At 65.0% G+C, this 25,200-nt stretch carries 25 protein-coding genes and 1 tRNA gene; 8 read left to right on the plus strand and 18 right to left on the minus strand.

Going from position 1 to position 25,200, the window contains the following annotated elements:
• Window positions 1-53 precede the first annotated feature (53 nt).
• The 6 genes from D9V34_RS02355 to D9V34_RS02380 are packed head-to-tail and all read right to left on the minus strand — an operon-like array spanning window position 54 to window position 6,182.
• Window positions 54-1,301, minus strand: a complete 1,248-nt coding sequence (locus D9V34_RS02355) for an MFS transporter (RefSeq protein WP_220700525.1) — start codon at window positions 1,299-1,301, stop codon at window positions 54-56.
• Window positions 1,298-1,969: a ThuA domain-containing protein gene (locus D9V34_RS02360; RefSeq protein WP_121687348.1), complete on the minus strand. Its 672-nt coding sequence runs from the start codon at window positions 1,967-1,969 to the stop codon at window positions 1,298-1,300. Before D9V34_RS02360 ends, D9V34_RS02355 begins: the two co-directional genes overlap by 4 nt.
• Window positions 1,970-1,993: 24 nt before the next feature.
• Window positions 1,994-2,953 carry an aldo/keto reductase gene (locus D9V34_RS02365; protein ID WP_121687349.1) on the minus strand — a complete coding sequence of 320 codons (960 nt, stop codon included), beginning with the start codon at window positions 2,951-2,953 and terminating at the stop codon, window positions 1,994-1,996.
• Window positions 2,954-2,955: 2 nt separating this feature from the next.
• Window positions 2,956-3,891, minus strand: coding sequence for a carbohydrate ABC transporter permease (locus D9V34_RS02370; protein WP_121687350.1), 936 nt, complete (start codon window positions 3,889-3,891; stop codon window positions 2,956-2,958).
• Window positions 3,891-4,877 (minus strand): carbohydrate ABC transporter permease, encoded by a 987-nt coding sequence (locus tag D9V34_RS02375; RefSeq protein WP_121687351.1) that lies wholly within the window; start codon window positions 4,875-4,877, stop codon window positions 3,891-3,893. Before D9V34_RS02375 ends, D9V34_RS02370 begins: the two co-directional genes overlap by 1 nt.
• A gap of 6 nt (window positions 4,878-4,883) precedes the next feature.
• Window positions 4,884-6,182 carry an ABC transporter substrate-binding protein gene (locus D9V34_RS02380; protein ID WP_121687352.1) on the minus strand — a complete coding sequence of 433 codons (1,299 nt, stop codon included), beginning with the start codon at window positions 6,180-6,182 and terminating at the stop codon, window positions 4,884-4,886.
• A gap of 273 nt (window positions 6,183-6,455) precedes the next feature.
• On the opposite strand from D9V34_RS02380, the gene D9V34_RS02385 reads away from it, so the two are divergent.
• Window positions 6,456-6,704 carry a hypothetical protein gene (locus tag D9V34_RS02385; protein WP_147441596.1) on the plus strand — a complete coding sequence of 83 codons (249 nt, stop codon included), beginning with the start codon at window positions 6,456-6,458 and terminating at the stop codon, window positions 6,702-6,704.
• A 304-nt stretch (window positions 6,705-7,008) separates the two neighbouring features.
• Here the strand turns inward: D9V34_RS02385 and D9V34_RS02390 are convergent.
• Both D9V34_RS02390 and D9V34_RS02395 read right to left on the minus strand, forming a co-directional pair.
• Window positions 7,009-7,084 (minus strand) — tRNA-Thr (locus D9V34_RS02390).
• A 75-nt stretch (window positions 7,085-7,159) separates the two neighbouring features.
• Window positions 7,160-8,095, minus strand: a complete 936-nt coding sequence (locus tag D9V34_RS02395) for a DsbA family protein (RefSeq protein WP_121687354.1) — start codon at window positions 8,093-8,095, stop codon at window positions 7,160-7,162.
• A gap of 258 nt (window positions 8,096-8,353) precedes the next feature.
• On the opposite strand from D9V34_RS02395, the gene D9V34_RS02400 reads away from it, so the two are divergent.
• Both D9V34_RS02400 and D9V34_RS02405 read left to right on the plus strand, forming a co-directional pair.
• On the plus strand, window positions 8,354-9,451 hold the full coding sequence (locus D9V34_RS02400; RefSeq protein WP_121687355.1) for an ABC transporter ATP-binding protein: 1,098 nt from the start codon (window positions 8,354-8,356) through the stop codon (window positions 9,449-9,451).
• A gap of 142 nt (window positions 9,452-9,593) precedes the next feature.
• Window positions 9,594-10,889 (plus strand): DUF4032 domain-containing protein, encoded by a 1,296-nt coding sequence (locus D9V34_RS02405; protein ID WP_030148220.1) that lies wholly within the window; start codon window positions 9,594-9,596, stop codon window positions 10,887-10,889.
• Between the two features lie 43 nt (window positions 10,890-10,932).
• Here D9V34_RS02405 and D9V34_RS02410 read toward each other — a convergent pair whose 3' ends face one another.
• The 4 genes from D9V34_RS02410 to D9V34_RS02425 form a co-directional block, all read right to left on the minus strand.
• Window positions 10,933-12,057, minus strand: a complete 1,125-nt coding sequence (locus D9V34_RS02410) for an acyltransferase family protein (RefSeq protein ID WP_183091811.1) — start codon at window positions 12,055-12,057, stop codon at window positions 10,933-10,935.
• Between the two features lie 121 nt (window positions 12,058-12,178).
• Entirely contained in the window at window positions 12,179-13,207 is a 1,029-nt protein-coding gene (gene rlmB / locus D9V34_RS02415; RefSeq protein ID WP_121687357.1) for a 23S rRNA (guanosine(2251)-2'-O)-methyltransferase RlmB, read from the minus strand.
• The gene (gene cysS / locus D9V34_RS02420) at window positions 13,200-14,615 is read right to left on the minus strand and encodes a cysteine--tRNA ligase (RefSeq protein WP_121687358.1); all 1,416 of its coding nucleotides are present in this window, start codon (window positions 14,613-14,615) and stop codon (window positions 13,200-13,202) included. Before cysS ends, rlmB begins: the two co-directional genes overlap by 8 nt.
• Window positions 14,616-14,743: 128 nt before the next feature.
• Window positions 14,744-15,331 (minus strand): TetR/AcrR family transcriptional regulator, encoded by a 588-nt coding sequence (locus D9V34_RS02425; protein WP_121687359.1) that lies wholly within the window; start codon window positions 15,329-15,331, stop codon window positions 14,744-14,746.
• A gap of 97 nt (window positions 15,332-15,428) precedes the next feature.
• On the opposite strand from D9V34_RS02425, the gene D9V34_RS02430 reads away from it, so the two are divergent.
• Window positions 15,429-16,157, plus strand: coding sequence for a DUF981 domain-containing protein (locus D9V34_RS02430; RefSeq protein WP_121687360.1), 729 nt, complete (start codon window positions 15,429-15,431; stop codon window positions 16,155-16,157).
• A gap of 57 nt (window positions 16,158-16,214) precedes the next feature.
• Here D9V34_RS02430 and ispD read toward each other — a convergent pair whose 3' ends face one another.
• The gene (gene ispD, locus D9V34_RS02435) at window positions 16,215-17,387 is read right to left on the minus strand and encodes a 2-C-methyl-D-erythritol 4-phosphate cytidylyltransferase (protein WP_121687361.1); all 1,173 of its coding nucleotides are present in this window, start codon (window positions 17,385-17,387) and stop codon (window positions 16,215-16,217) included.
• A 142-nt stretch (window positions 17,388-17,529) separates the two neighbouring features.
• Entirely contained in the window at window positions 17,530-18,012 is a 483-nt protein-coding gene (locus D9V34_RS02440) for a CarD family transcriptional regulator (protein ID WP_030148214.1), read from the minus strand.
• A gap of 160 nt (window positions 18,013-18,172) precedes the next feature.
• On the opposite strand from D9V34_RS02440, the gene D9V34_RS02445 reads away from it, so the two are divergent.
• The gene (locus D9V34_RS02445) at window positions 18,173-18,664 is read left to right on the plus strand and encodes a hypothetical protein (protein ID WP_121687362.1); all 492 of its coding nucleotides are present in this window, start codon (window positions 18,173-18,175) and stop codon (window positions 18,662-18,664) included.
• Window positions 18,665-18,914: 250 nt separating this feature from the next.
• On the opposite strand, the gene D9V34_RS02450 is transcribed toward D9V34_RS02445, so the two are convergent.
• Both D9V34_RS02450 and D9V34_RS02455 read right to left on the minus strand, forming a co-directional pair.
• The gene (locus D9V34_RS02450; protein ID WP_030148211.1) at window positions 18,915-19,601 is read right to left on the minus strand and encodes a response regulator transcription factor; all 687 of its coding nucleotides are present in this window, start codon (window positions 19,599-19,601) and stop codon (window positions 18,915-18,917) included.
• Window positions 19,601-20,749 carry a sensor histidine kinase gene (locus tag D9V34_RS02455; protein ID WP_310503991.1) on the minus strand — a complete coding sequence of 383 codons (1,149 nt, stop codon included), beginning with the start codon at window positions 20,747-20,749 and terminating at the stop codon, window positions 19,601-19,603. The genes D9V34_RS02450 and D9V34_RS02455 overlap by 1 nt, the downstream gene beginning before the upstream one ends.
• A 191-nt stretch (window positions 20,750-20,940) precedes the next feature.
• On the opposite strand from D9V34_RS02455, the gene phoU reads away from it, so the two are divergent.
• Together phoU and D9V34_RS02470 are read left to right on the plus strand one after the other, a co-directional pair.
• Window positions 20,941-21,606 (plus strand): phosphate signaling complex protein PhoU, encoded by a 666-nt coding sequence (gene phoU, locus D9V34_RS02460; protein WP_030148209.1) that lies wholly within the window; start codon window positions 20,941-20,943, stop codon window positions 21,604-21,606.
• Between the two features lie 356 nt (window positions 21,607-21,962).
• Window positions 21,963-22,289, plus strand: coding sequence for a type II toxin-antitoxin system HicB family antitoxin (locus D9V34_RS02470; RefSeq protein WP_121687364.1), 327 nt, complete (start codon window positions 21,963-21,965; stop codon window positions 22,287-22,289).
• Between the two features lie 19 nt (window positions 22,290-22,308).
• On the opposite strand, the gene D9V34_RS02475 is transcribed toward D9V34_RS02470, so the two are convergent.
• Together D9V34_RS02475 and D9V34_RS02480 are read right to left on the minus strand one after the other, a co-directional pair.
• A complete protein-coding gene (locus tag D9V34_RS02475; RefSeq protein ID WP_183091812.1) occupies window positions 22,309-22,980 on the minus strand; it encodes a GntR family transcriptional regulator in 672 nt (223 codons plus the stop codon).
• A gap of 28 nt (window positions 22,981-23,008) precedes the next feature.
• Entirely contained in the window at window positions 23,009-24,031 is a 1,023-nt protein-coding gene (locus tag D9V34_RS02480) for an ornithine cyclodeaminase family protein (RefSeq protein WP_121687366.1), read from the minus strand.
• A gap of 230 nt (window positions 24,032-24,261) precedes the next feature.
• Here D9V34_RS02480 and D9V34_RS02485 point away from each other — a divergent pair, with 230 nt between their 5' ends.
• Window positions 24,262-25,182 (plus strand): ABC transporter permease, encoded by a 921-nt coding sequence (locus D9V34_RS02485; protein WP_121687367.1) that lies wholly within the window; start codon window positions 24,262-24,264, stop codon window positions 25,180-25,182.
• The last annotated feature ends 18 nt before the right edge of the window (window positions 25,183-25,200 follow it).

Raw genomic sequence — 25,200 nt, forward strand, 5'->3', positions numbered from 1 at the left:
GTCGCGCCGTCATATTCCGATTCGGGAACATGACGGCGCGACCGCGTTTCGGCCTAGGCTTCGTCGGGTTTTTTGAGCAGGAAGGTCATCGCCAGTGCGAGGACCTTGACTCCCAGGCCCACGGTGAGCGCAAACCGCAGACCGTGCCCATCCGCGAGGATGCCGTACACCGGCGCGAACAGCCCACCCACCGTGGCCCCGAGGCCCAGGGTGAGTCCGCTTGAGGTTCCGATCCGATTCGGCAGGTACTTCATCCCCAGCGCAACCTGCACCGAGAACGGGATGAAGGCGGCAAACCCGAGCACCGCAATCGCGATCAGCGCGACCACCGTGCCCGGCGCAAGCAGCATGACCCCGAGCGCCAGCGGGCCGATCAGGTAGCCCAGGCGCAGGGTGAGAATATGGCCGATCCGGTCGGCAAGCCAGCCGCCGGCCAGGGTTCCCAGCACACCCATCCCGGTGAACAGGGTCAGGCTTCCGGCCCCGAACTCGGTACTGACCCCGAACTCGCTAATCAGGAACAGGGCGAGGAAGGCTTGAATTCCGGCCGATCCCGCCGAGGACAGGATCACCATCGCCGAGAACCAGCCGAATGCTCGCCAGTCATCCTTGCCCTGCCGTGCGGGCTTCGTCGGAGCCGGAACGGCAACACCCGAGCGCGCACGCTTTGCTCGTTCGATACCGCGCCAGATCGACATCAGCAGCGCCAGAGCCACGGCCGGGAGCGCGAGCAGCGGGGTGGCCGCGAGGCCCAGGTTTCCGATCACCAGCGACACCGCAAGCGGTGCCAGCGCCATGCCGATATTTCCACCGACCGAGAAGACCGCGAGCCCACTGGTGCGCGGACCCGAGGCCGCCTTCGCCTGACGCGTGGCCGAGGGATGGTAGGCGGCGACCCCGAGACCGGTGCCGGCGACCGCGAGACAGGTCAGCAGCAGGTCCTGGGTGAGCCCCGAGATACCGACGCCGACGCCGGCGATCAGGAAGCCCACCACCGCGAGCCAGGGAATCCGCCAGCGATCCACCAGCAGCCCAAATGCGGGCTGGAGCACGCTGCCCAGCAGGTTGGCGGCGAGCATGATTGCGCTGGCGGCGGCGTAGGTATAGTTGCGCTCCAGCACCATAAACGGGATCAGCGCCGGCACCGCCCCCGCGTAGAAATCGTTGACCACGTGAGTCACCGACATCAGCGCGAGCTTCCCGCGTTGAACCTCCCCGGTCATGCGCGGGGGCGCTACCTGCGGCAGCGCCCCCGTTCCAACCGATTCCAGGGAATCAATCGCCTCGTTTTTTGAGGTCACTCTGCCAGCAGCCAATCCACCTCGCGGCGCAGCAGCTCGTGCCGTTCCGGGGTGTCGAACGCCTGCACGCCGTGGCCCAGCGCGTCATAAACGGTGCGGGCACCGTCCTGCTCGGTGGTCCAGACCAGTGCGTGGGTCAGGTCGGCATAGTCGTGGGTCAGCAGAACACGGCTGCCCGGGTATGCCTCCAGGTAGCTGTACATCTCGTCATAGGGGTGGAAGTCGGCAAAGCCCGCGGTGATGGGGTGATCCGCATCCGACACCTGCACGTGCGAGACGCCGATCGGCGGGTGCATCGAGGTCCCCCGCACCCACTCGCCGCCGATCCACTGGTGCCACTCATCCAGCCCGTCGAGGCTGTTCGAGGCGGCGTGCAGCGCGAGGATCGGTGCCTTGCGGGCACGGTAGGCACGCAGCGCGGCAAACGCCTCGTCCCACTCCTCGCGCGGACCGTCGGAGACCTCGGTGTACTCGCCAAAGCCCGAGTTGACCACCAGCAGGTCGGTGTCCTCCAGCTCCTCGAGGATGCCCTGCGGTTTGAGCGCACGCAGCACAACCTCGTGCCCGGCCTCCTGCAATACCTGGGCGACGCGGAAGCCCGTCGCGGTGAAATCGTGCCAGCGGTCCTGGTACTGACCGGAGCCGGTCAGGATGGTGATTTTTGCCATGATGTTTCCCTTTCTCGGGTGGGGTTAGGGGTGCAGCAGGGTGGTGGGAATCGGGGCCGAAACCAGGCCGGAGGCATCCAGCTCCGCCCACAGCTCGGTGGGGATCTCCCAGCTGGCCCAGGACAGGTTCTGGTTCAGCTGGCCGCGGTCGGCCACCCCGGTGAGGATCATGTCCACCTCGGGATAGCCCAGCACATACTGAATGGCCACCGCACCGATGGGCACGCCGTAGCGCTCACTCAGTGCGTGAATCGCGGCGACCCGCTCGACGATCTCGGGCGGGGTGGGCTGATAGTGGAAGTGACCGGAGTCCTTGCCATCCACCAGGCCCGCGTGCAGGGTCGAGGCGATGCTCAGGGTCACGCCCTGCTCCCGCACCAGCGGGATCACCTCGTCCAGCGCCTCGGAGTCCACCAGCGAGAAGCGTCCGGCGAGCAGCGCGGCGTCCAGCTCGATTTCGCGCAGGAACCGGGCGAGCATCGGTGCCTGGGTGATGCCGACGCCGATGGCACCGATCACGCCCTCGGCGCGCAGCTCCTGGAGGGCCGCATAGGACTCGGTGGAGGCCTGGTCATAGAAGCGATCGGGATCGTGGATATACGCGATGTCCAACCGGTCCACGCCCAGCCGGGCGAGTGAGGCATCCACCGAGCGGCGAATCCCGTCGGCCGAGAAGTCGTAGCGCCACAGCGCATCCTCGTGTTCGAGGACCGGTTCGCCCTCGCGCACCAGGCGGCCCACCTTCGAGGAGAGCACATACTCCTCGCGGGGATAGCGGGTCAGCGAGGGGCCAAACAGCTTCTCCGAGGCACCGCCACCATACATCGGGGCGGTGTCGAAGTAGCGGATTCCCGCATCCCAGGCGGCATCCACCAGGTCGTCGCTGTTGGCCTGCGGGTCGGCATGATGGATCAGCGAGGTTGCGCCGAGGGCCAGGCCGCGGGCCTGCGGGAAGGTAACCCGCTTGGTGGGTTCGGTTGTCATGATTAGCCTTTCAGTCCGCCGCCGAAGTTGATACGCATGTACTTCTGCAGCCAGATAAAGATGATGATCAGCGGAATGGTGGCCACGAGTGATCCGGAAATCACCAGGGTCGGGATGATGGCCTCCTCGGTATCACTACCGCGCATCATGCTGTAGAGGCCGAGGGAGAGGGGGTACTTGGTGTTGTCGCTCAGCATGATGAACGGCAGCAGGAAGTTATTCCAGATTCCCACGAACTGCAACAGGAACACGGTGAGCAGGCCGGGCGCCATCAAACGCAGCCCAATCGCCGAGAAGATTCGAAACTCGCTGGCCCCGTCCACGCGTCCGGCATCCAGCAGCTCCCGTGGTACCGAGGAAGCTGCAAACACGCGGCACAGCCACATCCCAAACGGGCTGACCATAACCGGGAACAGGATCGCGAAGTACGTGTTGGTGAGCTCAAGCTGGGCCATCAGCAGATACTGCGGGATCGCCACCACCACGCCGGGCAGCAGCATGCCGGTGAGCACCAGGCCGAAGGCGACCTGCTTGCCGCGGAACTCATACATCGCCAGGCCGTAGCCGAACGCCGCCGAGACCAGCACCGAGAGGGCGGCGCCTCCGCCGGCGTAGATGACCGAGTTACCCATCCACGTCCAGAACGCGCCGTCCTGATAGTTGCCCAGCTGGGCGACGTTGCGGAAGAACCCGTCGATCCCATCGGGGATAAACGTGTTGGTGGTGAAGAGGGTATCGCGCCCCTTGGTCGAGGCACTCACCAGCCAGAACAGCGGGATAAAGCAGTACAGCGAGCCGATGATCAGGATCGCCGAGGGAATCGCACCGAGCGCCTTACGCTTGGCCCGGGCGCGTTCGCGCTTGATCTCCTGCGGCGGACGCTCGCTCGCGGGCAGCGCGGCGGCGACAGGAACCGGGGTTTTATCGATCGTGGTCATCAGTCGCCCGATCCCTTCTTACCGGCCAGCCGGAAGACCAGCAGCGAGAGTCCAAAAGCGATCAGCGCGATGATGATCGCCCCGGCCGCGGCCATGTTGGTTTCGCCCTGCTCAAAGGCCAGGCGCTGGATCTCCATCAGCGGCACCCAGCCGGAGGTGATGGAGGGGGACATGGTTTTCATGGTCTGCGGTTCGGCGTACACCTGAACCGCGCCGATCACACCAAACAGCAGGGTGAAGATCATCGAGGGCACCACGAGCGGCAGCTTGACCTGGATCGCGATCCGCAGCTCGCTGGCCCCGTCGATCCGGGCCGCCTCGTAGATCTCCCGTGGGATCCCGCTGAGCGCGGTGTGCAGGATGATCATGTTGAAGCCGATACCTCCCCAGACGGCGATGTTCACGATCGAGTAGAACACCAGCGAGTCCCCGAGGAAGTCCGGGGTGGGGAAACCGAAGAAGGTGAAGATGTCACCGAACGGGCTGGTGCGCTCGTGGTACATGTAGCCCCACATGAGCGTGGCGATCACGCCGGGCACCGCATAGGGGATGAAGATAATCGTTTTGGAAACGGTACGTAGTTTGGAGACGCCCACATCCAGCGCCAGGGCGAAGACCAGCGCCAGGCCGAGGGTGATCGGGATCACCAGCAGGCCGTAGTATCCGGCGCGGGCCAGGCCCGACCAGAACACCGAGCCCTCGAGGATCGCCGCGAAGTTGTCGAACCCGACAAATACCGAGGCCCGTTCGGAGGCACCGATGATGCCCGAGGAGACCTTATTGGAGAAGAAGCTGAGGTAGACCGAGTAGCCGATCGGGATCAGCAGGAACAGGGTGAAGAGGGTGATCCCCGGTGCGATAAACAGGTACGGGGCGAGGCGGTGGCGGCCCTTCTTCGGGCGGCCCGGGCCGGCCGGGGCCCGACCGGGCGCGAGCGAGCGTCGCGTCCGGGCGGGGCCGGCCTGTTCGAGAACTGACTGAGACATGTGGGGCTAGTCCGTCACCGTGAAGCCCGTGCGCTTCATATCGTCCACCACGGTGGTTTGCAGCTTCTTGATGGCGTCATCCATCGACAGCTCCCCGGCCACGGCCTTGGGCGCGATGTCCTTCCAGGTACTCTGCATCAGCAGGGCGTTGGGACCCCAGTTGGAGAACGTCTTGGCCTTCTGGCTGGCCACCAGCTTGAGGTAGTCCTGGGCCGGATCGATCGGGCTCGGGCGCATCTCCAGGATCTCCTTGGAGTTGTCCAGGCGGTCGCTGCCGGAGAGGTTGTTGGAGTACTTCCAGCGGGTGAGGATGCCCTCCTCGGAGTCGGTGAACCACTCGATGAAGGTCTCGGCGGCCTGACGCACCTTGGTGTTCTTGACCAGGATGATCGCCGATCCACCGGACACCGCGGTCTCGGTATCACCCTCGTTCCACACCGGCATCGGTGCCGCACGCCACTTACCATCCAGCTGCGGGTTGGCGTTCATGATGGTGCCGGGTGCCCAGGCGCCGGCGTTCCAGGAGAGGATCGTCCCGTCGGCGAGCATGTTGTTGACGCCGGGGCCGGTCTCGGTGGAGATTAGGCCCTCCTTGATGAGCTTGGAGCGGAAGTTGGCGGCCTTCAGGGTGGCCGGGTCATCGATGCCCACGGTCCACTTCTCGCCGTCGGCCTTCCACCAGTCGGCACCGGCCTGAGCCGACCATCCGGCCAGGTCGTTGGAGTCGTAGTTGTAGTTTCCGAGCACCTTGTCCGGGGCAACCTCCTTGACCTTGCGGGCGAGCGCCTCATACTCGTCCCACGTGGTCGGGACGGTCAGTCCCAGCTGGTCAAACAGGTCGGCGCGGTAGAAGAACATCATCGGGGTGAAGTCCTCGGGTGCGCCGTAATCCTTGTCGCCGAAGTGCACCAGGCCGCGCACGGATTCGCGGTAGTTACCCTCATCGATCTTCAGGTTTTCCAGCGGGGCCACGGCCCCCTGGGAGACCAGGTAGGGCAGCATCTGATACTCGGCCTTGATCACATCGGGGGCGTCTCCGGCCTGGACGGCGGCGATCAGCTTGGCGGCGATATCGGGCTGGTTGGAGGGGACCACGGTCAGCTTGACCTTGATATTCGGATGAGACTTTTCGAAGGCCTCAACGATCTGCGGGGCGTACTGCGTGGGGTGCCAAAACTTGATGGTCACGGGCTTATCGGCGGTGCCGAGACCCTTATCCTCTTCGGCGCTTGCCCCACCGGAGCATCCGGCAAGCAGGGCCACGATGGCCGTGGCGGCGAGGAGGGAGAGGGAACGTTTTTTCATGGGCGTTGCTCCTTTGCAGGTCAATGACGAAACGTGATGCGGGTGTGAGTTTCCCTCCCCCGGGCGCACCAATCACCGCCCTCATTGGCGGTGCCAGAATCACGATTCCCCTACGCGATTCCGGGTGCCCCCGACTTTCCGGAGGTATGTTCACGTCATCAACATACCTCATTTAGGTCCCGTGTCCATAGCCCAATCGAAATTTTCTTGGGTCGCGGTGCGCGATCCTGCGATCGACCGCTTCGCCCCTCCTCCACAGCGCGAGGACATCTGGTGGCAGCGAGTCGAGTGGGGACTCACCCACTACTTTGGCGCGAGGAGAGCGCCGAACGAGAAACCGCGCTGGGCATCCTCACCGAGATGGTGAGCTCACGCCTGGGTGGAATCGACGGCAGCCGGTTACTTCTCGCGGCCTCGGCGGTTTTCTCGCAGGATGCCGCCGTGGAACACATGCGTTCTCCACGTGGACAGAAGTCGGACACCAGCTTTACTCACATGCACGAACCCGAGGAACATCGATAAGTAGAGTAGGAAACCATGACCAACGACTACAGCCGCCTTCCCCTGGGGCTTCCGCCGCAACGAGCGTGTCTACGCCGCGAACATTCGGTTTCGAGCCGAGCAGGCACAGGGCATCGCCTCACCCGAGTGGGTCATTGACCTCGCCTCGGAGCTCTGGCCAGCTCGCCGACGACGCTGGTATCACACGCTGTTTCTTGGCGACAAGCCGCTGCGTCGCAAACCGCCACGACTCAGACGGTGACGCGATCCCACGCAAAACCCCCGGCCGCACCGTGCCGATGGGCACGGGGACCGGGGGGGGTGATGGAGCCGTTTGCGAGAATCGAACTCGCGACCTTCGCATTACAAGTGCGGCGCTCTGCCAACTGAGCTAAAACGGCGGGTGCGGATCAGGCACCCCATTATTCTAGGGCACCCAATCGCGCGCGGTGCAACTCCACGCACCGGTGGTGAATCTATTCGCCGGGGGTTGCCCCATCAGTGGGATCGGCGGGGTCGGCTGACGGTGTGGGTGAAACGCTCGCCTTGTTCTGAGTTTCGCTGGCGATCGACAGCACAAACGCGCGGAACTCCTTGGAACTGGTCAGCTCACCGGTGTACACCTTCTCGTTCACCAGAACGGTGGGCATGGTCACCACCTTGTCGAGCTTCGAGTTCGGCACCGGCTCATTCATCGCGGTATCGGTGACACTGCTCACCCAGCCCTTATAGGTCTGCTTGGTGATGCACTCCTCGATCGAGCTCGCGTCCGATACCTTGGCGTCCTTGGCCAGCTTCACCAGGTCATCATCGCTACGACCGGTGGTGCCCTCGGTGGGCTGGTCCTTATACATCGCCGCGTTGAAGGCGAAGAACTGATCGGGAGCGAAGTTTGCGACACAGGCGGCGGCATTTGCGGCCCGTACGGAGTACTGGCTACCGGCCGACTTACTGGCCAGCGGTGCAATCGGGTGATACTCGACGGTGATCGCGCCGTCCTTGACCAGGGTTTCCAGCATCTCGGCGTTGGCCTTCTGGAAGGCGCCCATGTCCGAGGCGATGTAGTCGGCGTAGATACGAATGTTGGGCACCGCCGGGTTGATCTCGGTGGGCTTAGCCGGGTCTGCGATCGGCTGAGAATCCGTGCGAACGGCCTTCAGCTCAGCCCCCACCACGATACCGCCGCTGATCATGTTTGCGGGGGTCGTGGTCGCGGAAGGCTCGGTGGTGCGCAGCGACATGACAACACCCACCACGATGGCTCCGACCACGATCACGCCGGCACCGATCAGGAGCACACGCCCCAGAATATCCTTGCGGCGCTGGGCGCTGCGCAGTTCGGTGGCGCGCTCACGCGCGGCCTGTCGGACCGATCGGTTCCGGGGCGACTTCGGGTCTGCGTCGTTAGTCATTCGTCCTCGCTCAATGCGTGTCTACATCGGAATTAGACGACACGCGAACTCCGAGTTTACCCAGCGCATCTGAAAATAGCCCAAACGCGTCCCCGTTGAGGGGACGTTTTCCCAATCCCGGCGCAGACGTTCCGAAACCACGCCCGGGCGTGCCATACTAAAAAACGTGACACTGGCGTCACACCCCGAGCTGTTAAGAACGGGGTTCCATCACAACGGATCGTCCGGCACGTACCTGCCGGTGAAGGAGAAGAGAAAATGGCTTCGGTCACTTTTGATAACGCAACTCGTATGTACCCCGGAGGCACCCGCGCCGCCGTTGACAAGCTCAACCTTGAGGTCGCAGATGGCGAATTCCTCGTTCTGGTTGGCCCGTCCGGTTGTGGTAAGTCCACCTCCCTGCGTATGCTCGCCGGCCTCGAAGAGGTCAACGACGGACGCATCCTCATTGGCGACCGCGATGTGACCGACATCCCGCCGAAGGACCGTGACATCGCCATGGTCTTCCAGAACTACGCGCTGTACCCGCACATGACCGTGGCCGAGAACATGGGCTTCGCCCTGAAGATCGCCGGTGTCAGCAAGGACGAGCGTGCCGCCCGCGTGCTTGAGGCCGCCAAGCTGCTGGACCTCGAGGACTACCTGACCCGCAAGCCCAAGGCCCTCTCGGGTGGTCAGCGTCAGCGTGTGGCCATGGGTCGCGCCATCGTGCGTCAGCCCCAGGTGTTCCTGATGGATGAGCCGCTGTCGAACCTGGACGCCAAGCTGCGCGTCCAGACCCGTACCCAGATCGCGTCGCTGCAGCGTCGCCTGGGCGTCACCACCGTCTACGTGACCCACGACCAGACCGAGGCGCTCACCATGGGTGACCGTATCGCCGTACTGAAGGACGGTCTGCTCCAGCAGGTCGGAACCCCGCGCGACCTGTACGAGCGTCCCGAGAACGTCTTCGTGGCCGGCTTCATCGGCTCCCCCGCGATGAACCTGCTGCAGGTCGGCCTGGCCGACGGCGGCGTGCAGTTCGGTCAGTCGGTTGTGCCGGTGGAGCGCGAGACCCTCGCCCAGACCACCGCGGCCAACGCAACCATCGGTGTGCGCCCCGAAGACATCCGCGTCACCGAGGACCCCAACGCCGGCCTGGCCGTGACCGTGGACCTGGTCGAGGAGCTCGGCGCCGACGGTTACCTCTACGGTCACGCAGACATCAACGGTGTCCGCACCGATCTGGTGGCCCGCGTCGACGGCCGCATCCACCCCTACGCCGGCGAGACCGTGCGCCTGGAGGTTCTGCCGAACCACCTGCACGTGTTCGATGTCGAGTCGGGCCTGCGCCTCTCGAAGCCGGTGACCCTGTAATTTAGGTCACCTTCCCGGGCGGATATTCAGCCGGTAGTCTCGTGACCTCCGGTACGCTCGAAATAGAGTTTGTTTAGCTTCGGCCCACACCCTCGGTGTGGGCCGAAGTGTTATCCCGGGTAACCGGAAAGAGAGGGAACGCATGAGCGGCTCGCTAAACATCACCTCGGCCACCGCGGATCCGGCGCTGCTGGACCTGCCCTGGGAACTCCCCCTGGCGGACTGGCCGAGCGAGAGCATCGCCTCGCTGCCCAAGGGTATTTCGCGCCACCTGGTGCGCTTTGCCAACCTTTCCGGCTATGTGGTGGCCGTGAAGGAAACCACCGCCGAGATGGCGCGGGGCGAGTATGACATGCTGCGCACCCTGCAGCGCCTGGATATCCCGTGTGTGGATCCCCTCGCGGTGATCACCGGACGCGGCACCGAGAACGGCGATGAGCTGCCCTCGGTGCTGGTGACCCGTCACCTGCGCTTCTCGCTGCCCTATCGCGCGCTGTTCTCGCAGCAGCTGCGCCCGGACACCGCCACGCGTCTCGTGGACGCCCTCGCGGTGCTCCTGGTACGCCTGCACATCGTCGGCTTCTTCTGGGGCGACGTGTCGCTGTCCAACACCCTCTTCCGCCGCGACGCCGGCGCGTTTGCCGCCTATCTGGTGGACGCCGAGACCGGCAAGCTCTACCCGGGTGGTCTGTCGCGCGGCCAGCGCGAGAACGACCTGGAGATCGCCCGCGTGAACATCGCCGGTGAGCTGATGGACCTCGCCGCCGGTGGCCGCGCCGACGAGGACCTCGACCCGGTGGAGCTCTCCAACGGAATCGTCGCCGCCTACCGTCAGCTGTGGACCGAGCTCACCGGCTCCGAGTCCTTCTCCTCGCATGAGCGCTGGCGGATCCGCTCGCGGGTTGAGCGCCTGAACGATCTGGGCTTCGACATCGAGGAGTTGGCAATCAAGACCGCCGAGGGTGGCACCACCGTGCGCATCCAGCCCAAGGTTGTGGACGCCGGACACCACCAGCGCCGTCTGCTGCGCCTCACCGGTCTCGACACCGGCGAGAACCAGGCCCGCCGGCTGCTGAACGACCTTGACTCCTACATTGCTGCCAACGGTAAGCAGGACATGGACGAGGAGGTCGTGGCCCACGAGTGGCTGATCCGCGTGTTCGAGCCCGTCGTGAAGGCCATCCCGCGCGAGCTCAAGGGCAAGCTCGAGCCGGCCGAGGTATTCCACCAGCTCCTGGAGCACCGCTATCGCCTCTCCGAAGCCCGCGACGCCGATGTGCCGCTGGCCGAGGCGCTGAGCTCCTACATCAACGACGTGCTGCGCCACCGCCGCGACGAGGCCACCGTCATCGCTCCGCCCACCGAAGCCCTCGACCTGCCGCTCGATGCGGTGGACGATGATGGCGAGCCCACCGCCGACTGGCGCGATCTGGTCTAATCGAGAACAAACCCGTCCGGGAAACCGGGCGGGTTTTTCCGTCTCAGTGCTTCCGCGAGCGTTCCTGTGCTCGCGCCTCGGCGCGGGTTGCGGGCGCCCTGGTCGGGCCCGTCGGTTTCTCCTCGGCGGTGATCGGGAACCACCGGGGTGGCAGCGCGAAGAGCACACGAAGCGGCGTCTTCATCATTAGCCAATACGCCAAAAGGGAGCTTGCCACCAGATAGATGGTACCCATCAAGGGCCAGATCGGGCGTAGCAGTGGGAGGAAGAAAAACTCATGGAGCGCGGGAATTGCCACGATCGTCCACGCGATCGGAAGATGAAGAATGAATATGGGAAGGGTCTTTTGACCGAGCCCGCCCAGGGCACGAGCGATCCACTGTATTCGGCAGAGCTGCGCGATGACAAGCATCACCGCAAGGGAGAGCACGGCTGCACTGACGACCCAATTGACGTGTTCGGTAAGCGGGGAAAACGCAGTCCAGGCCGAGGTCACCCCGGCACCTAGGAACGCTAACCAATACACCACCGCGCGGGGCCACGGCCACGGTCGCGCCACCAGCTCCAGCAGCGTCTCTTTACCGTAGACGCCCAGGGCAAAGAAGAACGCGCAGACCATTGCCCGCCAAGCCAGGTTGTCAAGGTCATCCTGAAACACCCGAGCGGCCACGCCGATCGCAAAGAACAGCGTCAGCACGGTCCAGGCCGGGGCGCGACGCAACAGGACAATCAGCAGTGCCGAAGCTCCCAGGGTATAGATGAACCACAGGATTGTGGACGGAAACAGCATCTGAAGCACGAACTCCCGCAGGGACGTCGCCGGCCCGGGAAGATCTCCGGGGATCAGATAACCCACGATGTTGTACAGGACTGTCCAAACTAGGACCAGATACAGCGAGGAATACACCCGACGCAGGCCCGGGCGGCGCGTGGGCGCACGCAGAGCCGAGGCGGCAACGATGCCAGAAATCAGAAAAAGCAGCGGCATCCGTAGCGGAGCCATGGCGGCCACAAATTCGCTCCAGCCGGCGAGAGCACGACCCTCGTTCAGTCCGGACGGGTCCACGAGCCAGGAAAGATAGTGCATCAGAACCACCGCAACAACGGCAATCCCGCGTGTAGCGTCGATCCATTTCACGCGGGGCCGGGGCTGCGAAATCAGTTCCATGTCCTGCATGTGCTCACCAAAATTCGTTTCGACGCATCACACAAGCCTACCGGTTCTTCACAGCTAAAACTCAGCATGCCCTCCCGGTTGAACCGGAAGGGCATGCTGGACGCATCAAAACCTACTTGGCAGCCTTGCCCTCGGCACGCAGACGCGAGATCTCGTACAGGGTCACCGAGGCGGCGATACCGGCGTTGAGCGACTCGGTTGCGGCGGAGATCGGGATCGAGACGATCGCGTCGCAGGCCTCGGTCACCAGACGCGAGAGGCCCTTGCCCTCGCTACCGACAACGATCAGCAGCGGACGGTCGGCCAGTTCCAGGCCCGGCAGCATGGTGTCGCCACCACCGTCGAGACCGATCACGAAGACACCCGCGGCCTTATACGCCTTGATGGTCTGAGTGAGGTTCGCGGCCATAGCCACGGGGGTACGCGCGGCGGCACCGGCGGAGGTTCGCCAGGCCGAGGCGGTCATGCCCACCGAGCGGCGCTGCGGAACGATCACGCCGTGACCACCAAACGCGGCGGTCGAACGCAGGATCGCCCCGAGGTTACGCGGGTCCGTGATTCCATCCAGCGCGACGATCAGCGGCACCTGGGCGCGCGAGATGGTCTTCTGCAGCAGGTCCTCGGGGTGCTCGTAGCGGTACGGCGGCACCTTGAGCGCCAGGCCCTGGTGCACCGAGTCGAAACTCACCATGCGGTCAAGCTCCGGGCGCATGACCTCGAGGATCGGGATGCCACGGCCGGTCGCGATGGTCACGATCTCCTTGACGCGCTCGTCATACTCGATCCGCGAGGCGATGTAGAGGGTGGTTGCGGGGATCTTTGCCCGCAGCGCCTCAAGCACCGCATTACGACCGGTGACGATCTCCGACTCATCCGCGGTGCGCTGCTTGGGGCGGCGCTGCTGCGGAGCCTGGGCGGGCTGGTCTCCGCCGCGCGACTGCGCGGGTCCGCGACCACCGCGGGCGGCCTCCAGACGCTCGCGAGCAATCTTGCGCTTGCCGGCGACGTGGTAGGTCCGGTCCTCGGCCTTGGGGGTCGGGCCCTTGCCCTCGAGGGACTTGCGTCCGAGTCCGCCGGTGCCCTTTGCGGGGCCCTTCTTACCCTTACGAATGGCGCCGGGACGCCCGTTGTTGTTAGCCATCAATACTCCAATGTGCCCCGGTGGGGGTGTCGTCAATCGTGATACCCGCAGCCTGGAGGTCATCACGAATTTGGTCTGCGGTGGCGAAGTCCCGGCTGGTCCGGGCCTGTTCGCGATGCCCCAGCAGCCGGTCTACAAGCGGCGCGAGCACGGCCTGGGCCGCCTGGTCGCCGGCCTGCTGCCAGGTTGCCGAAAGTGGGTTGATGCCGAGGACGTTGGTCATCGCGATGACCTGTCCAAAGGCGGCGGCCGCGGCCGCAAGATCGTCTCCGTCAATCGCCGCGTTGCCGCCGCGAATGGTGTCGTGCAGGACCGCGAGGGCCTGCGGGATCGCCAGGTCATCGTCCATGGCGGCGATGAACTCGGCGGGAAGCTCCTCGGTCTGGGTGCCGGCGAATCGGGTATCGGCCAGGCGACGATCGACGCGCTCGAGGAAGCTTTCGATCCGATCCAGGGCAGCCTCGGCCTCGGCCAGGGCTCCGTCGTGGAAATCAATGGTGGAACGGTAGTGTGCCTGTCCCAGGAAGTAGCGCAGCACGAGCGGTCGCGCTTGGGCGAGCAGGTCGGCGGCGAACAGCGAGTTGCCGAGCGACTTGGACATCTTCTGTCCGCCCACGTTCACCAGGCCGTTGTGTACCCAGTAGTTTGCGAAGCCGTGACCGGCGGCGCTGGACTGAGCCAGCTCGTTCTCGTGGTGCGGGAAGCGCAGGTCGAGGCCCCCACCGTGGATGTCGAAGTTCTCGCCGAGGTAGCGGCTGGACATGGCCGAGCACTCGATGTGCCAGCCGGGGCGTCCGGCACCCCACGGGCTGTCCCAGACGGCCGAGGAGGGCTCGCCATCCTTGCGTCCCTTCCACAGGGCAAAGTCGCGGGGATCGTTCTTGCCGCGCGGATCGGCGTCGGTGGCGTCCTCCATCGCGTCGATGCTCTGCCGGGTCAGTTCGCCATAGCGCGACCAGCTGCGCACGTCGAAGTACACATCCCCCGAGCCATCGGCGGCCGGGTAGGCGTGACCGCGCTCGATCAGGCTGGTGATGATCTGCTGCATCTGCTGGATGCTCGCGGTTGCCCGCGGCTCGTAGGTGGGCGGCAGAACGCCGAGTGCACGGTAGCCCTCGGTGAATTCCAGCTCCATCCGGTAGGCCAGCGCCCACCACGGCTCATCCTCGGTGGCGTTGAGCAGCACCTTGTCATCGATGTCCGTGACGTTGCGTACCAGGGTGACCCGGTAGCCCGAGTACTCAAACCAGCGACGCAGCTGATCGTAGACCAGCGCCGAACGCAGGTGCCCGATATGCGGGGAGGACTGCACGGTGGGTCCACAAACGTAGAGTCCTACCTGGCCCGGAATAATCGGGGTAAATTCGCGCAGGTCTTGGGATTTGGAGTCGTACAGGTGTAGGGCCACGTATATAAGAGTACAAGGGGCGAGGCCCGACGGCGCGCCGCGGCCGGTGTGTGACACGAGATTTTCTCGCTCAGACACCGTGTTTACTCAAAAAATACCGGTTGTCAGATGTATTTTGTGCGCGCGGGCTACCCTCGCGGAACTCGCTTCAGGAGGTCGAGGAGCCGGGCAACCTGCCGCGCGGCCGCGAGCCTGGGGTCGGCTTCCCCCGCACCCACCGCATAGAGCAGGCTCGCATCGAGCATCTGGGCGATCATCTCGGTCTCCCCCACGCCACCAAACCCGCAGCGATCCAGCACGGTTTCCAGCGCGGCCAGCAGACGCGGGCGGGACACGGCCATGATCTCGCGCAGCTCGGGATCGGCCCCGGCCTCCAGCATGGGTTCAAGTCGCACCCGAACCAGGTTGGGATCGGTCTGCGGCGCGTACCAGGTTTCCAGCAGCAGCGAGGCGGTCGCCACCGCGTCGCGCTCGGACCGCGGCAACGCCTCGGCCACCCGGGTGGCGGCGGTGACGCGAACATTTTCGGCCGAGGTGACCGCGGCGGCGTAGAGCTCACGCCGGGTGGCAAACAGGTAGTTGGCAGACCCCGCGGGGATCCCCGCGGCATCGGCGACCCGGCGGTGCGTAATCGCGCGCGGGCCCTCGGCAATCAGCAGCGTCGCGGCGGCGGCCACCATGAGCTCTCGGCGCTGCTGGGTGGTCGGCGTAGTCATCTCCCCAGATTACCGGCTTGCTCCCCCTAGGAATCCGCACAGACCGGGTTTATACTGCCGTATACACAGCATATACACATGCATAGAAGGAAACCTCATGTCCCCCATCAAAACCGAGGGTCTGGTCATCGACTGGACCCAGATGCCCACCTACAACACGATCATGTCGATCGCCGCCGGCGCCGGACTGCTGCTGCTGGTCCTGCTCGCCCGCGAGCTGCGCAAGAAGGACACCGAGTTTGTCCCCGAGGGATGGGCACTCGCCTCGGGTGTGCTCGGCTTCATCCTGACCGCCACCGGCCTGCACATGACCCTCACCTGGCCCTTTGCCAAGTACTTCCCCTTTGACAACATCATCTTCGGTGAGACCAGCCTCGGTCTCGGCGTGCTGCTCCTGGCCTCCTCGCTGTTCCTCTGGAAGCGTGGCAAGACGATCCGCGACGCAGCGGATCCCGCTCAGTATGTGGCGAAGGTGTCGCGTCCGCTGGGCATCTTCATCGTCGGCCTCGGCCTCGCCCTGTTCGGGATCGCGTTCGCCGGCGTGATCTTCCAGCTCTTTGCCGCCCCGCCGGAGGAGCCCATCTCCGGTGCCTTCGCCGAGTATCCGATGATCGAGGCGATCTTCATGTCCGGTCTGTTTGCCCTGGTGGGCCTCGGCGCGGTTCTCTTCCCGTTCGCGCTGAAGAGCTTTTCGGTCAAGACCCTGCCCGGTGTCGTTGAAAAGATTGTGGGCATCGTCTGGGGTCTCGCGGGCATCGCGTTTGTGCTGTTTGGCGCGATGAACTTCTTCACCCACATCGGCCTGATCGTCAACACGATGGGCTAGTCTCCCCCACACAAAAATGCCGGACCCCGCGGGGCCCGGCATTTTTGTTACTCGACCCTAGTGGCGCTGGCGCAGCGCCGCGGTCGCGATGGCGGTGAGGCCCTCGCCCCGACCGGCGAAGCCTAGGCGGTCGGTCGTGGTGGCCGAGAGGCTCACCGGGGCCCCGATCAGCCCGCTCAGCAGAGCTTCGGCCTCGGCCCGGCGCGGGGTGAAGCGCGGGGTGTTGCCGATGATCTGGACCGAGACGTTCTCGATCCCGAAGCCCGCCTGGATCAGCCGCTCCCGGGTTGCGATCAGGAAGACCTCGCCGCGTGCCTGGGCAAACCGGGGGTCATCGGTCCCGAACATCGTGCCGATGTCGCCGAGTCCGGCGGCACCCAGCAGTGCGTCGGTGATCGCGTGGGCCACCGCATCGCCATCCGAGTGACCGGCGAGCCCGGCCTCCCCCGGCCAGAGCAGGCCCGCGAGCCACAGTTCGGCGTTGTCATCGTAGGCGTGCACGTCCACCCCAACCCCCACGCGGATCCGCTCGCCGCCCTCGGGGCGCAGCAGGTGTTCGGCACGGTTGAGGTCCCACGGGGTGGTGATCTTGAAGGCGCGGGCATCTCCGGGGATCACCGCGACAGATCCGCCGGTGGCCGCAAACAGCGCCGCGTCGTCGGTGTACTCCTCCTCGGCGTCCGCGTAGCCCTGAGCCAGCGCGTGGCGCGGGAACCCCTGGGGAGTCTGCATCGCCCGCAGCTCGTCACGGTCCACGGTCTCGACGATGCGCTCCTCGTCATCCACCCGCTTGATGGTGTCGGCCACCGCCAGGCCCGGAACAATTCCGCGGCCGCCCGCGGCCACCGAGTCCACCACGTCGTCAAACTGCGTGGAGGGGGTCAGCGCCCGGGCCGCGTCGTGCACCAGGACGATGCGCACCGAGTCGGCCAGCACCGCGATTCCCGCGGCGACCGAGGCCTGTCGGGTCGCCCCGCCGGTCACCACCGAGGCGTACTCGGCGGCATCTCCGGCCGCGTGGCCCAGGATAAGTTCGGCGTCCCCGCGGAACGCCTCGGGAGCAACCACGATCACCTGTGCCTCACGACGCATGCCAAAAACGCCGCGCAGCGCGTGCTCGAGGATCGGCACGCCGGCCACCTCACGGAAAGCCTTGGGGATATCTCCGCCGAGGCGGGTTCCACTTCCGGCGGCTACAACGATCACGGCGACGGCGGGGTTCACACTCATACAACGAGCGTACAGGCCGGGCCTCCGAGGAAACGCAAAACGGGCAGATGCATCAGCATCCGCCCGTTTCGAAGTGCGTTATTCGGGGGTGAACCCGTGAGTGGCTAGCAAGCCCAACCTCCAGAGGAGGTCTCAAGACCTACTAGGAAGCCAGTACCTCATCGAGGACCAGCGACGCCTTGTCCTCATCGGTCTTCTCGGCCAGGGCCAGCTCGGAGATCAGGATCTGCCGGGCCTTTGCCAGCATGCGCTTCTCTCCGGCGGAGAGTCCACGGTCCTGGTCTCGGCGCCAGAGGTCACGAACAACCTCGCTCACCTTGATCACATCGCCGGAGGCGAGCTTTTCAAGGTTGGCCTTGTACCGGCGCGACCAGTTGGTGGGTTCCTCGGTGAAGGGTGCACGCAGCACGTCGAACACGCGCTCCAGCCCCTCCTTGCCGATCACATCGCGGACCCCAACAAGGTCCACATTGTCTGCCGGAACCTCGATAACCAGGTCGCCCTGGGTCACCCGCAGTTTCAGATATGTTTTCTCGACGCCCTTAATCAACCGGGTCTTTACCTCGGTAATTTCGGCAGCCCCGTGGTGGGGGTAAACGACGGTCTCGCCAACCTCAAAAATCATGAATCGGTGTCCCTTCAGCGTTTTTCAGTTTAGCACAGTGAAGATACGTTATTATCTGCGCGGTCAACACACCCTTTATCCGCACGCTAGACTAGGACGGTCCAGCCCCTGCACGCGGGCAATCCCGCTCGCCTGCCACCGTCGTGTTCTTGGAGGACCAGTGAAGACGCGTTTCATCACCTCGGCCGTACTCGCGGCTACCGTTCTTGTCGGCACCGCCGGTTGCAACCTGATCGCCCCGCAGGCGACGCTGAAGCACTACGACGCGAGCGATGGCGTTTCCGCAAACGTCGGAACCCTCGACGTGCGTAACGCCCTGGTGATCTCCCACTCGAAGACCGAGGCCGTGCTGGCCGTCACCGTGGTGAACACCGGTGACAAGGCTCAGACCCTGAACATCGAATACCCCGGCGGACGCACCTCCGTCGAGATCGACGCTACCGGGATGACCACCTTTGGTGCCGACGGCAAGCCCGGCATCACCCTGCAGGACTTCACGACCCCGGCCGGCGCCGACGCCGCCATGTCGTTCCAGTACGGCAACGAGACCGCCGGTGAGGCCCGCGTTCCGGTCCTCGACCCGGTACTCAAGGAGTACGAGACCATCACCCCGGTCCCGAGCCCCTCGGCCTCGTCCTCGACCGGCAACTAACACCTACAGCATTCGCCTCGCTCGCCCACAGGCCAGCGCGCACCTCACCGGGTATCAACACGGCTTTCGCCGGTTGATACCCGGTTTTGTATTTCGCCGTGGACCCATCATCACGAGTACGCGACGCGCCCGACTTCGAAATCACCTCAAGAAGTTCGCAAAAATATCACCGCCGAGAAACGCCGCCGCCCGCACACCATCGGTGCACGGGCGGCGAAATCGCGACCTCAGGCGAGGCGCACAGGGTGGGCTAGCCCTCCAGGCGGTAGCCGAGGCCACGCACGGTCAGCAGCATCTTGGGCTCGGAGGGAACCGGTTCGATCCGCGAGCGGATGCGCTTGATGTGCACGTCCAGGGTCTTGGTGTCCCCGAAGTAGTCGCTGCCCCACACGCGGTCGATGAGCTGTCCGCGGGTGAGCACGCGGCCGGTGTTGCGCATGAGCATTTCCAGCAGCTCGAACTCCTTGAGCGGCATCGCTACGGCGGTGCCGTCCACCTCGACCGTGTGCCGGTTGAGGTCCATCGTGACGTTCCCGGCGCGCAGCACGGTGTCATCCAGCTCGTCGCCCTCCTCGTCGCCGCGGCGACGCAGGACGGCGCGAATTCGGGCGAGCAGTTCGCGGCTCTTATACGGCTTGGTCACGTAGTCATCGGCCCCGAGTTCGAGACCCACCACCACGTCCACCTCATCATCCTTGGCGGTCACCATGATGATCGGCACAGTAGAGAGCGCACGGATCTGCCGGCACACCTCGGTGCCCGAGATCCCCGGCAGCATGAGATCCAGCAGGATCACCTCGGGGTTATCGGTGTGGAACTTGGCCAGCGCGTCCGTTCCGTTCTCGGCGAGCGACACGGTGTGCCCCTCGCGCTCCAGCAGGTACACCAGCGGTTCGCTGAGTGAAGCTTCGTCCTCAACAACCAGGATGCGAGCCATTACTTTTCCTCCAGGGATGTGGTTTCGATCTGAGCCCGGGCATCAGCCGATGCCTCGGGAAGTCTGATGGTGAAGGTGGAGCCCTGGCCCACGCGGGACCACACTCGGGCCTCGCCACCGTGGTTCTGTGCCGTGTGCTTGACGATGGAGAGCCCCAGGCCCGATCCGCCGGTGGTGCGCGAGCGCGCCTGATCCACCCGGAAGAAGCGCTCAAACACGCGTTCGCGCTCCTCCTCGGCGATGCCCGGGCCCTGGTCGGTGACCGAGACCTCGACGATCCCGTCACGCACGGCCAGGCCCACACCGACGCGAGTGGCGTCCGGGGAGTAGGCGATCGCGTTATTCACCAGGTTGTGCACGGCCACCACGAGCAGTGCCCGGTCGCCGATCACGACGGCATCGGAGACGGTTCGGGAGATCACCTCGACCCCGTGGGATTCGGCGATCACCTTGTTCTGTTCCACCGCGGCCTTGACCACATCGGCCATGTCCACCAGCGCCGGCTTCCCGATCGCCTCGGCGGACTGGAGCCGGGAGAGGTTGATGATGTCGGCGGTGATCTTGGTCAGCCGCTCGGCCTCCACCTCCAGGCGGGTGGCGAAGGAGCGCACCCGCTCGGGATCATCGGCGGCGGGATCCAGGGCATCGGCCAGCAGCGAAATCGCGCCGATCGGGGTCTTGAGTTCGTGGGAGATGTTGGCGATGAAATCGCGGCGGACCTCATCCAGGCGCAGCCGCTCGGTCTGATCCTCCACCAGGATCAGCACGTAGCGTGTGCCCAGGCGCGCCCCGCGGGCGAGGACCTGACGGTCAAGCTCGCCGAACTGGTCGGGGCGCAGGGCAAATTCGCGGGTGGTGGGCAGTCCGGTGTCGCGCACCACATTGGCCAGTGCGTCAAGCTCCTCATGGGTCACGTGACCATCCCGCACCAAGCCCAGCGTGAACGCCGCGCTCGATGCCTTGACCACATTGCCCGAGGGGTCCACGACCACGCCCGCGCTTTCGATCGCATCCAGAACCTGCGATACCCCCTCCGGCACCCGGGGTGCGGCAACGGCGGCCACCCGACGGCCGCGCTGAGCGGCCACAAAGAACAGGAGGGTAAACCCGGCCCCCAGGACAAGTCCCAGGACCAGAGTGGAAGTCACCAACAGGGTTGAGTGCATACGACTAGATTAGGGGGCAGTGCACCCGGTTACCCAACGGCAACCATCCCAACCAGGGCTTTTAGTGTCGCGTTTACGTAATCGGCACCAACTGTTAACCTTGACCGGGCATTCTAATGCGGTGCCGCCAATCCTTCGGCCCGCACCACACACCCGTTCACACGAGGAGAAGCATGCGTCAGGTATTCCAGCAGGAGTTGCGAGAGGTTCAGGATCGTCTGATCGCCATCTCGGAGCTCGTGACGATCTCGATTGAGAACGCCGTGCGCGCTTTCAACGAATCGGATGTGGCAATCGCCGAGGGTGTGATCGAGAACGACACCCGCATCGACGTCCTCACTCGCGCCCTGGACGAACTCGCCATCAACATTCTTGCCCGCCAGCAGCCGGTCGCCCGCGACCTGCGCACCGTCGTCTCGGCCCTGCGTATCTCCGCATCGCTTGAGCGCATGGGTGACATGGCCGAGCACATCGCCCAGCTTGCCCGCTACCGTTTCCCGGAGCGCGCGGTGCCCAAGGGCCTGCGTTCGACCTTCGCCGAGATGGGGCGTCTGGACGTGGAGATCTCGCGCAAGCTCACCGAGATGCTGCGCAACCAGGATGTGGAGCTCGCCGAGGAGATCCTGACCGACGATGACCGGGTTGATGACCTGCACGTCGCCGTCTTCGAGAAGGTTCTGGGCGACTCCTGGAAGGGTGAGGCCACCGCAACCGTGGACGCCACCCTCGCCTCCCGCTACCACGAGCGCTTCGCCGACCACGCGGTCTCGATCGCCAAGAAGGTCCAGTACCTCGCCACCGGCGACTGGACCCCGGAGTCGGACGACAACGCGCTCTAGTCCGGCCCGTCACAAACCCCGCGGAACCTCGGTTTCGCGGGGTTTTTGCTGCGCCCAAACATCACGACCGGACTTCTCGTGTTAGTATCGCTATTGATACTATAGATGATGGCCAACATGATGAAGGTCCTCATCCGTATGAAACAGAACCCAAGCGACGTGAGATTCACTGAGCTCGCACGGGTCTGCGACCACTATTTTGGCGAACCTCGCCAGAACAGCACCGCACATCGGGTCTATCGGATGCCCTGGCCGGGTGACCCTCGAGTAAACATCCAAAATATCCGAGGCAGGGCAAAGGCCTATCAGGTGAAGCAGGTACTTGCCGCGATAGCTAAACTGACGGGGGAATCCGCATGATTCACGCAGATCACTACACCTATCGAGTCCGCTGGTCCGGGGAGGACAACGGGTTCCTGGGCACCGTCGCCGAGTTCCCCGCGCTCTCCTGGTTCGCCGAAACCTCACGGGACGCCTTCACCGGGATTAACAAACTCGTCGCCGAAGTGCTCGCGGATATGGAGCTCAGCGGCGAGACGATCCCCGGCCCCCTCTCGGACCGCGCATATTCCGGGAAGTTCCTCGTACGCATCGCGCCCGAGCTCCACCGTAATCTCGCGATCGAGGCCGCGGAACAGCAGGTTTCACTCAACCGACTCATCTCCATGCGCCTCGCAAGCTAGCCGAACGGCAAAAGCAGGCCTATTCGGCTTTTTCTCCGAGGTGGCCGGCGAGGGCCGCGAAGGTAGGGACGCGTCCGCCCTCGACGTGGGCACTGGCGAGGAACCGGGCGAGGGCACCCTCGCCCGCGGCGATGGCCTCGACCAGGTGGCGATGCTCGGAGCACTGCACGTCGGTGTCGCGGTCGGAGGTGAGGAAGAAGATCCAGTTCATCCGCACCAGGACCGGCCGCATCATCTGGCGCAGCAGTTCGTTATCGGCCAGGTCGAGGATGACCCGGTGTAGGTCGGCGTTGGTTGCCGCGATAGTGATCGGGTCGCCCTGCTCGATCGCCGCCACGGCATCGGCGAACGCCCGGTGCAGCGGTGCCGGATCCGCCCCCGCCGCCACGCGCCGGGCCGCATACTCGGCAGCCAGCGGCTCCAGCGCCAGACGCACCTCAAACAGGTCCGTAACCGAGGCATGGTCCCAGCTGTGCACCACCGCACTGCGGCGCGGATTGGTGCGGATCAGGCCGTCGCGCTCCAGCAGCGGCAGCACCTCGCGAATCGGAACGCGGGACACGTTGAGATCGGCGGCCAGGGTCGTCTCGGGAAGCTTCGCCCCCTGGGGATACTCCCCCAGGATGATGCGCTCACGCAGGGTTGCGTAGAGCGCACCCACCAGCGAGTCCTCGGCCGATACCCGTGTCATCGCGACCCCTTCTTCAACGCCGTCATGCTCATGATACGGGAGTGCGCACCGGACGCAGCTGGACCTGCAGACCATCCTCATGAGCTTCGGAACGGCCCAGGAAGTACTCGGCCGCCGCCAGATCCTGCAACCCAATGCCCACGCTGTTGAACACGCTGAGTCCGCGGGGCCGAGCGACCTCGCCGGCGAGAATCCTCCCGAGCTCGACCGGTTCCGTCTCGGCCAGTGTGCCCGCGGCGATCGCGTCTCGAATATTTCCGGACTCGGCCAGGGCGATCGGCAGCGCATCCACCACGGTGAGGGCCGCGCGCCCGAACACCTCGGGGGTCAGCTCGCGGAACAGAGGGCGCGGCGGGGAACCCACCGCGTTCAGGTGCACGTCCTCGCCCAGCAGGTCCGGGGTGATCAGCGGATCGAGCGCCGGGGTCAGCGTGCAGACGATCCCGGCACCATCGAGGGCCGCGCGCAGGTTCGTGGTGGCGCTCAGACTCACGCGGGCGAAGGCGGGCTCGGCGCTCAGGGTCGCCACCGCGGTGTCCGATCCGGCCGGGGTCCGCGACCAGAACCGGATCTCGCGCAGAGGCATCGCCGAGACCAGCGCCCGCGCATGTTCCAGCGCCAGGGCCCCGGCTCCCACGATCGTCACCACGTCGGCCCCCGCGGGCGCCAGCGCCAGGGTTGCCGCCACGGTGACCGCGGCCGTGCGGGTGCGGGTCAAAACGGCCCCGTCGATCAGCGCCCGGCACTCCCCCGTCTCAGCCGAAAACAGCGCGACGGTCGAGCGCTGCGCGGGAATCCCGCGCTCACGATTATGCGGGGCATCGGCCAGCGCCTTGAGGACATAACCCCCGGTGCTCGCCCGATATCCGGTCATCGGGATGATCTGGGCGGGCACCGGATCGGTGTCGGCCGGATTGCGGATCGAGCGCGGCACGGGCTGGATTGCCACGCCTCGGGCATGGTCCAGATGGATCTCGCGCATCGCCGCGATCAGGCCGGGCCATTCAACCAGACGCGCGCAGTCTTCGCCGGTCAGGAGCACTGTGGTCATATCAGTCCTTGTATACAGAATCAGGAGCGGATGCGATTGAACCCGCGGAACACGTTCCCAGTATGCGGTGTAGCTGAGCGATTTGCAACACGCTCAGATCACCGCAAATACCGCGAAATACCCGCGGATATGCCGGGACTGACTTTTGTTACCGGCCCGTAACAGGATGTGATCCGCCCGAAACAATCCCGGGTCACTATGTATACAAAGATCCCGTTTGAAAGGCAAACATGGCTCGATACGTCCTCCGCCGCCTGATCCAGGCCGTCGTGACCCTCGCCATCGTGGTGAGCCTCACGTTTGTCTTCGGTCGCCTGAGCGGCAGCCCCGCGGCGATCCTGCTCACCGAGAACGCCCCGCAGTCACAGATCGACGCTCTCAACCACCGCCTCGGCTTCGACCTGCCGATCTGGCAGCAGTACCTCAACTACATGGGCGGCGTGCTGCACGGCGACTTCGGCGACTCCTACCGCCAGCCCGGCGTCCCCTCGATGCAGCTGGTCTTCGAGCGCATCCCCGCCTCCTTCCAGCTCGGCTTCGCCGGACTCGCGGTGGGTCTGCTACTGGCGCTGATCGCCGCGGTCAGTATCCACCTCACCGGCCGGCGCTCGCTGCGCACGATCTTCCTGGGTTTCGGATCACTGCGCCAGGCCATCCCCGACTTCTTCTTCGGTCTGCTCCTGGTCCTCGTCTTCTCGGTTGGGCTGGGCGTGCTGCCCTCGCTCGGCAACGCCGACTGGCGGGCCATGATCATGCCGGTGCTGACCATCGCTACCGGACAGTTTGTGGTCTACACCCGACTGATGGATAACGCACTGAGCGAGCAGAGCGTTGCCGACTACACCCGCACCGCATACGCCCGCGGCGAGCGCCACGGCACCGTGGTTCTCACCGAGACCCTCCCCAACGCGCTCCTTCCGGTCCTCACCGTGGCCGGCATCAATCTCGGCACCTTCCTCGGCGGCCTGGTCATCGTGGAAAACGTGTTCGCCTGGCCGGGCCTGGGGCAGCTGATGCTCGGGGCCGTGTACTCGCGGGACTTCCCGGTGGTGCAGTCGGCGCTGATCATCATCGCGGTGATCTTTGTGGTTGCCAACCTCCTGGTTGACCTGATCTACGGCCTCGTTGACCCTCGTGTCCGCCTCTCCTGATTTCCCCCGTCCCGAAGT

Origin of the sequence: Mycetocola lacteus (genome assembly GCF_003667575.1) — a bacterium.
Lineage (GTDB): Bacteria > Actinomycetota > Actinomycetes > Actinomycetales > Microbacteriaceae > Mycetocola > Mycetocola lacteus.

Coding starts and splice junctions, on each gene's coding strand:
- D9V34_RS02370 (WP_121687350.1), bottom strand. CDS start 3,891: ATGACCACGATCGATAAAACCCCGGTTCCTGTCGCCGCCGCGCTGCCC.
- D9V34_RS02365 (WP_121687349.1), bottom strand. CDS start 2,953: ATGACAACCGAACCCACCAAGCGGGTTACCTTCCCGCAGGCCCGCGGC.
- D9V34_RS02470 (WP_121687364.1), top strand. CDS start 21,963: ATGATTCACGCAGATCACTACACCTATCGAGTCCGCTGGTCCGGGGAG.
- D9V34_RS02425 (WP_121687359.1), bottom strand. CDS start 15,331: ATGACTACGCCGACCACCCAGCAGCGCCGAGAGCTCATGGTGGCCGCC.
- D9V34_RS02475 (WP_183091812.1), bottom strand. CDS start 22,980: ATGACACGGGTATCGGCCGAGGACTCGCTGGTGGGTGCGCTCTACGCA.
- rlmB (WP_121687357.1), bottom strand. CDS start 13,207: ATGGCTAACAACAACGGGCGTCCCGGCGCCATTCGTAAGGGTAAGAAG.
- phoU (WP_030148209.1), top strand. CDS start 20,941: ATGCGTCAGGTATTCCAGCAGGAGTTGCGAGAGGTTCAGGATCGTCTG.
- D9V34_RS02410 (WP_183091811.1), bottom strand. CDS start 12,057: ATGGAACTGATTTCGCAGCCCCGGCCCCGCGTGAAATGGATCGACGCT.
- D9V34_RS02450 (WP_030148211.1), bottom strand. CDS start 19,601: ATGGCTCGCATCCTGGTTGTTGAGGACGAAGCTTCACTCAGCGAACCG.
- D9V34_RS02375 (WP_121687351.1), bottom strand. CDS start 4,877: ATGTCTCAGTCAGTTCTCGAACAGGCCGGCCCCGCCCGGACGCGACGC.
- D9V34_RS02485 (WP_121687367.1), top strand. CDS start 24,262: ATGGCTCGATACGTCCTCCGCCGCCTGATCCAGGCCGTCGTGACCCTC.
- D9V34_RS02430 (WP_121687360.1), top strand. CDS start 15,429: ATGTCCCCCATCAAAACCGAGGGTCTGGTCATCGACTGGACCCAGATG.
- D9V34_RS02395 (WP_121687354.1), bottom strand. CDS start 8,095: ATGACTAACGACGCAGACCCGAAGTCGCCCCGGAACCGATCGGTCCGA.
- D9V34_RS02400 (WP_121687355.1), top strand. CDS start 8,354: ATGGCTTCGGTCACTTTTGATAACGCAACTCGTATGTACCCCGGAGGC.
- D9V34_RS02405 (WP_030148220.1), top strand. CDS start 9,594: ATGAGCGGCTCGCTAAACATCACCTCGGCCACCGCGGATCCGGCGCTG.
- D9V34_RS02440 (WP_030148214.1), bottom strand. CDS start 18,012: ATGATTTTTGAGGTTGGCGAGACCGTCGTTTACCCCCACCACGGGGCT.
- D9V34_RS02360 (WP_121687348.1), bottom strand. CDS start 1,969: ATGGCAAAAATCACCATCCTGACCGGCTCCGGTCAGTACCAGGACCGC.
- D9V34_RS02380 (WP_121687352.1), bottom strand. CDS start 6,182: ATGAAAAAACGTTCCCTCTCCCTCCTCGCCGCCACGGCCATCGTGGCC.
- ispD (WP_121687361.1), bottom strand. CDS start 17,387: ATGAGTGTGAACCCCGCCGTCGCCGTGATCGTTGTAGCCGCCGGAAGT.
- D9V34_RS02480 (WP_121687366.1), bottom strand. CDS start 24,031: ATGACCACAGTGCTCCTGACCGGCGAAGACTGCGCGCGTCTGGTTGAA.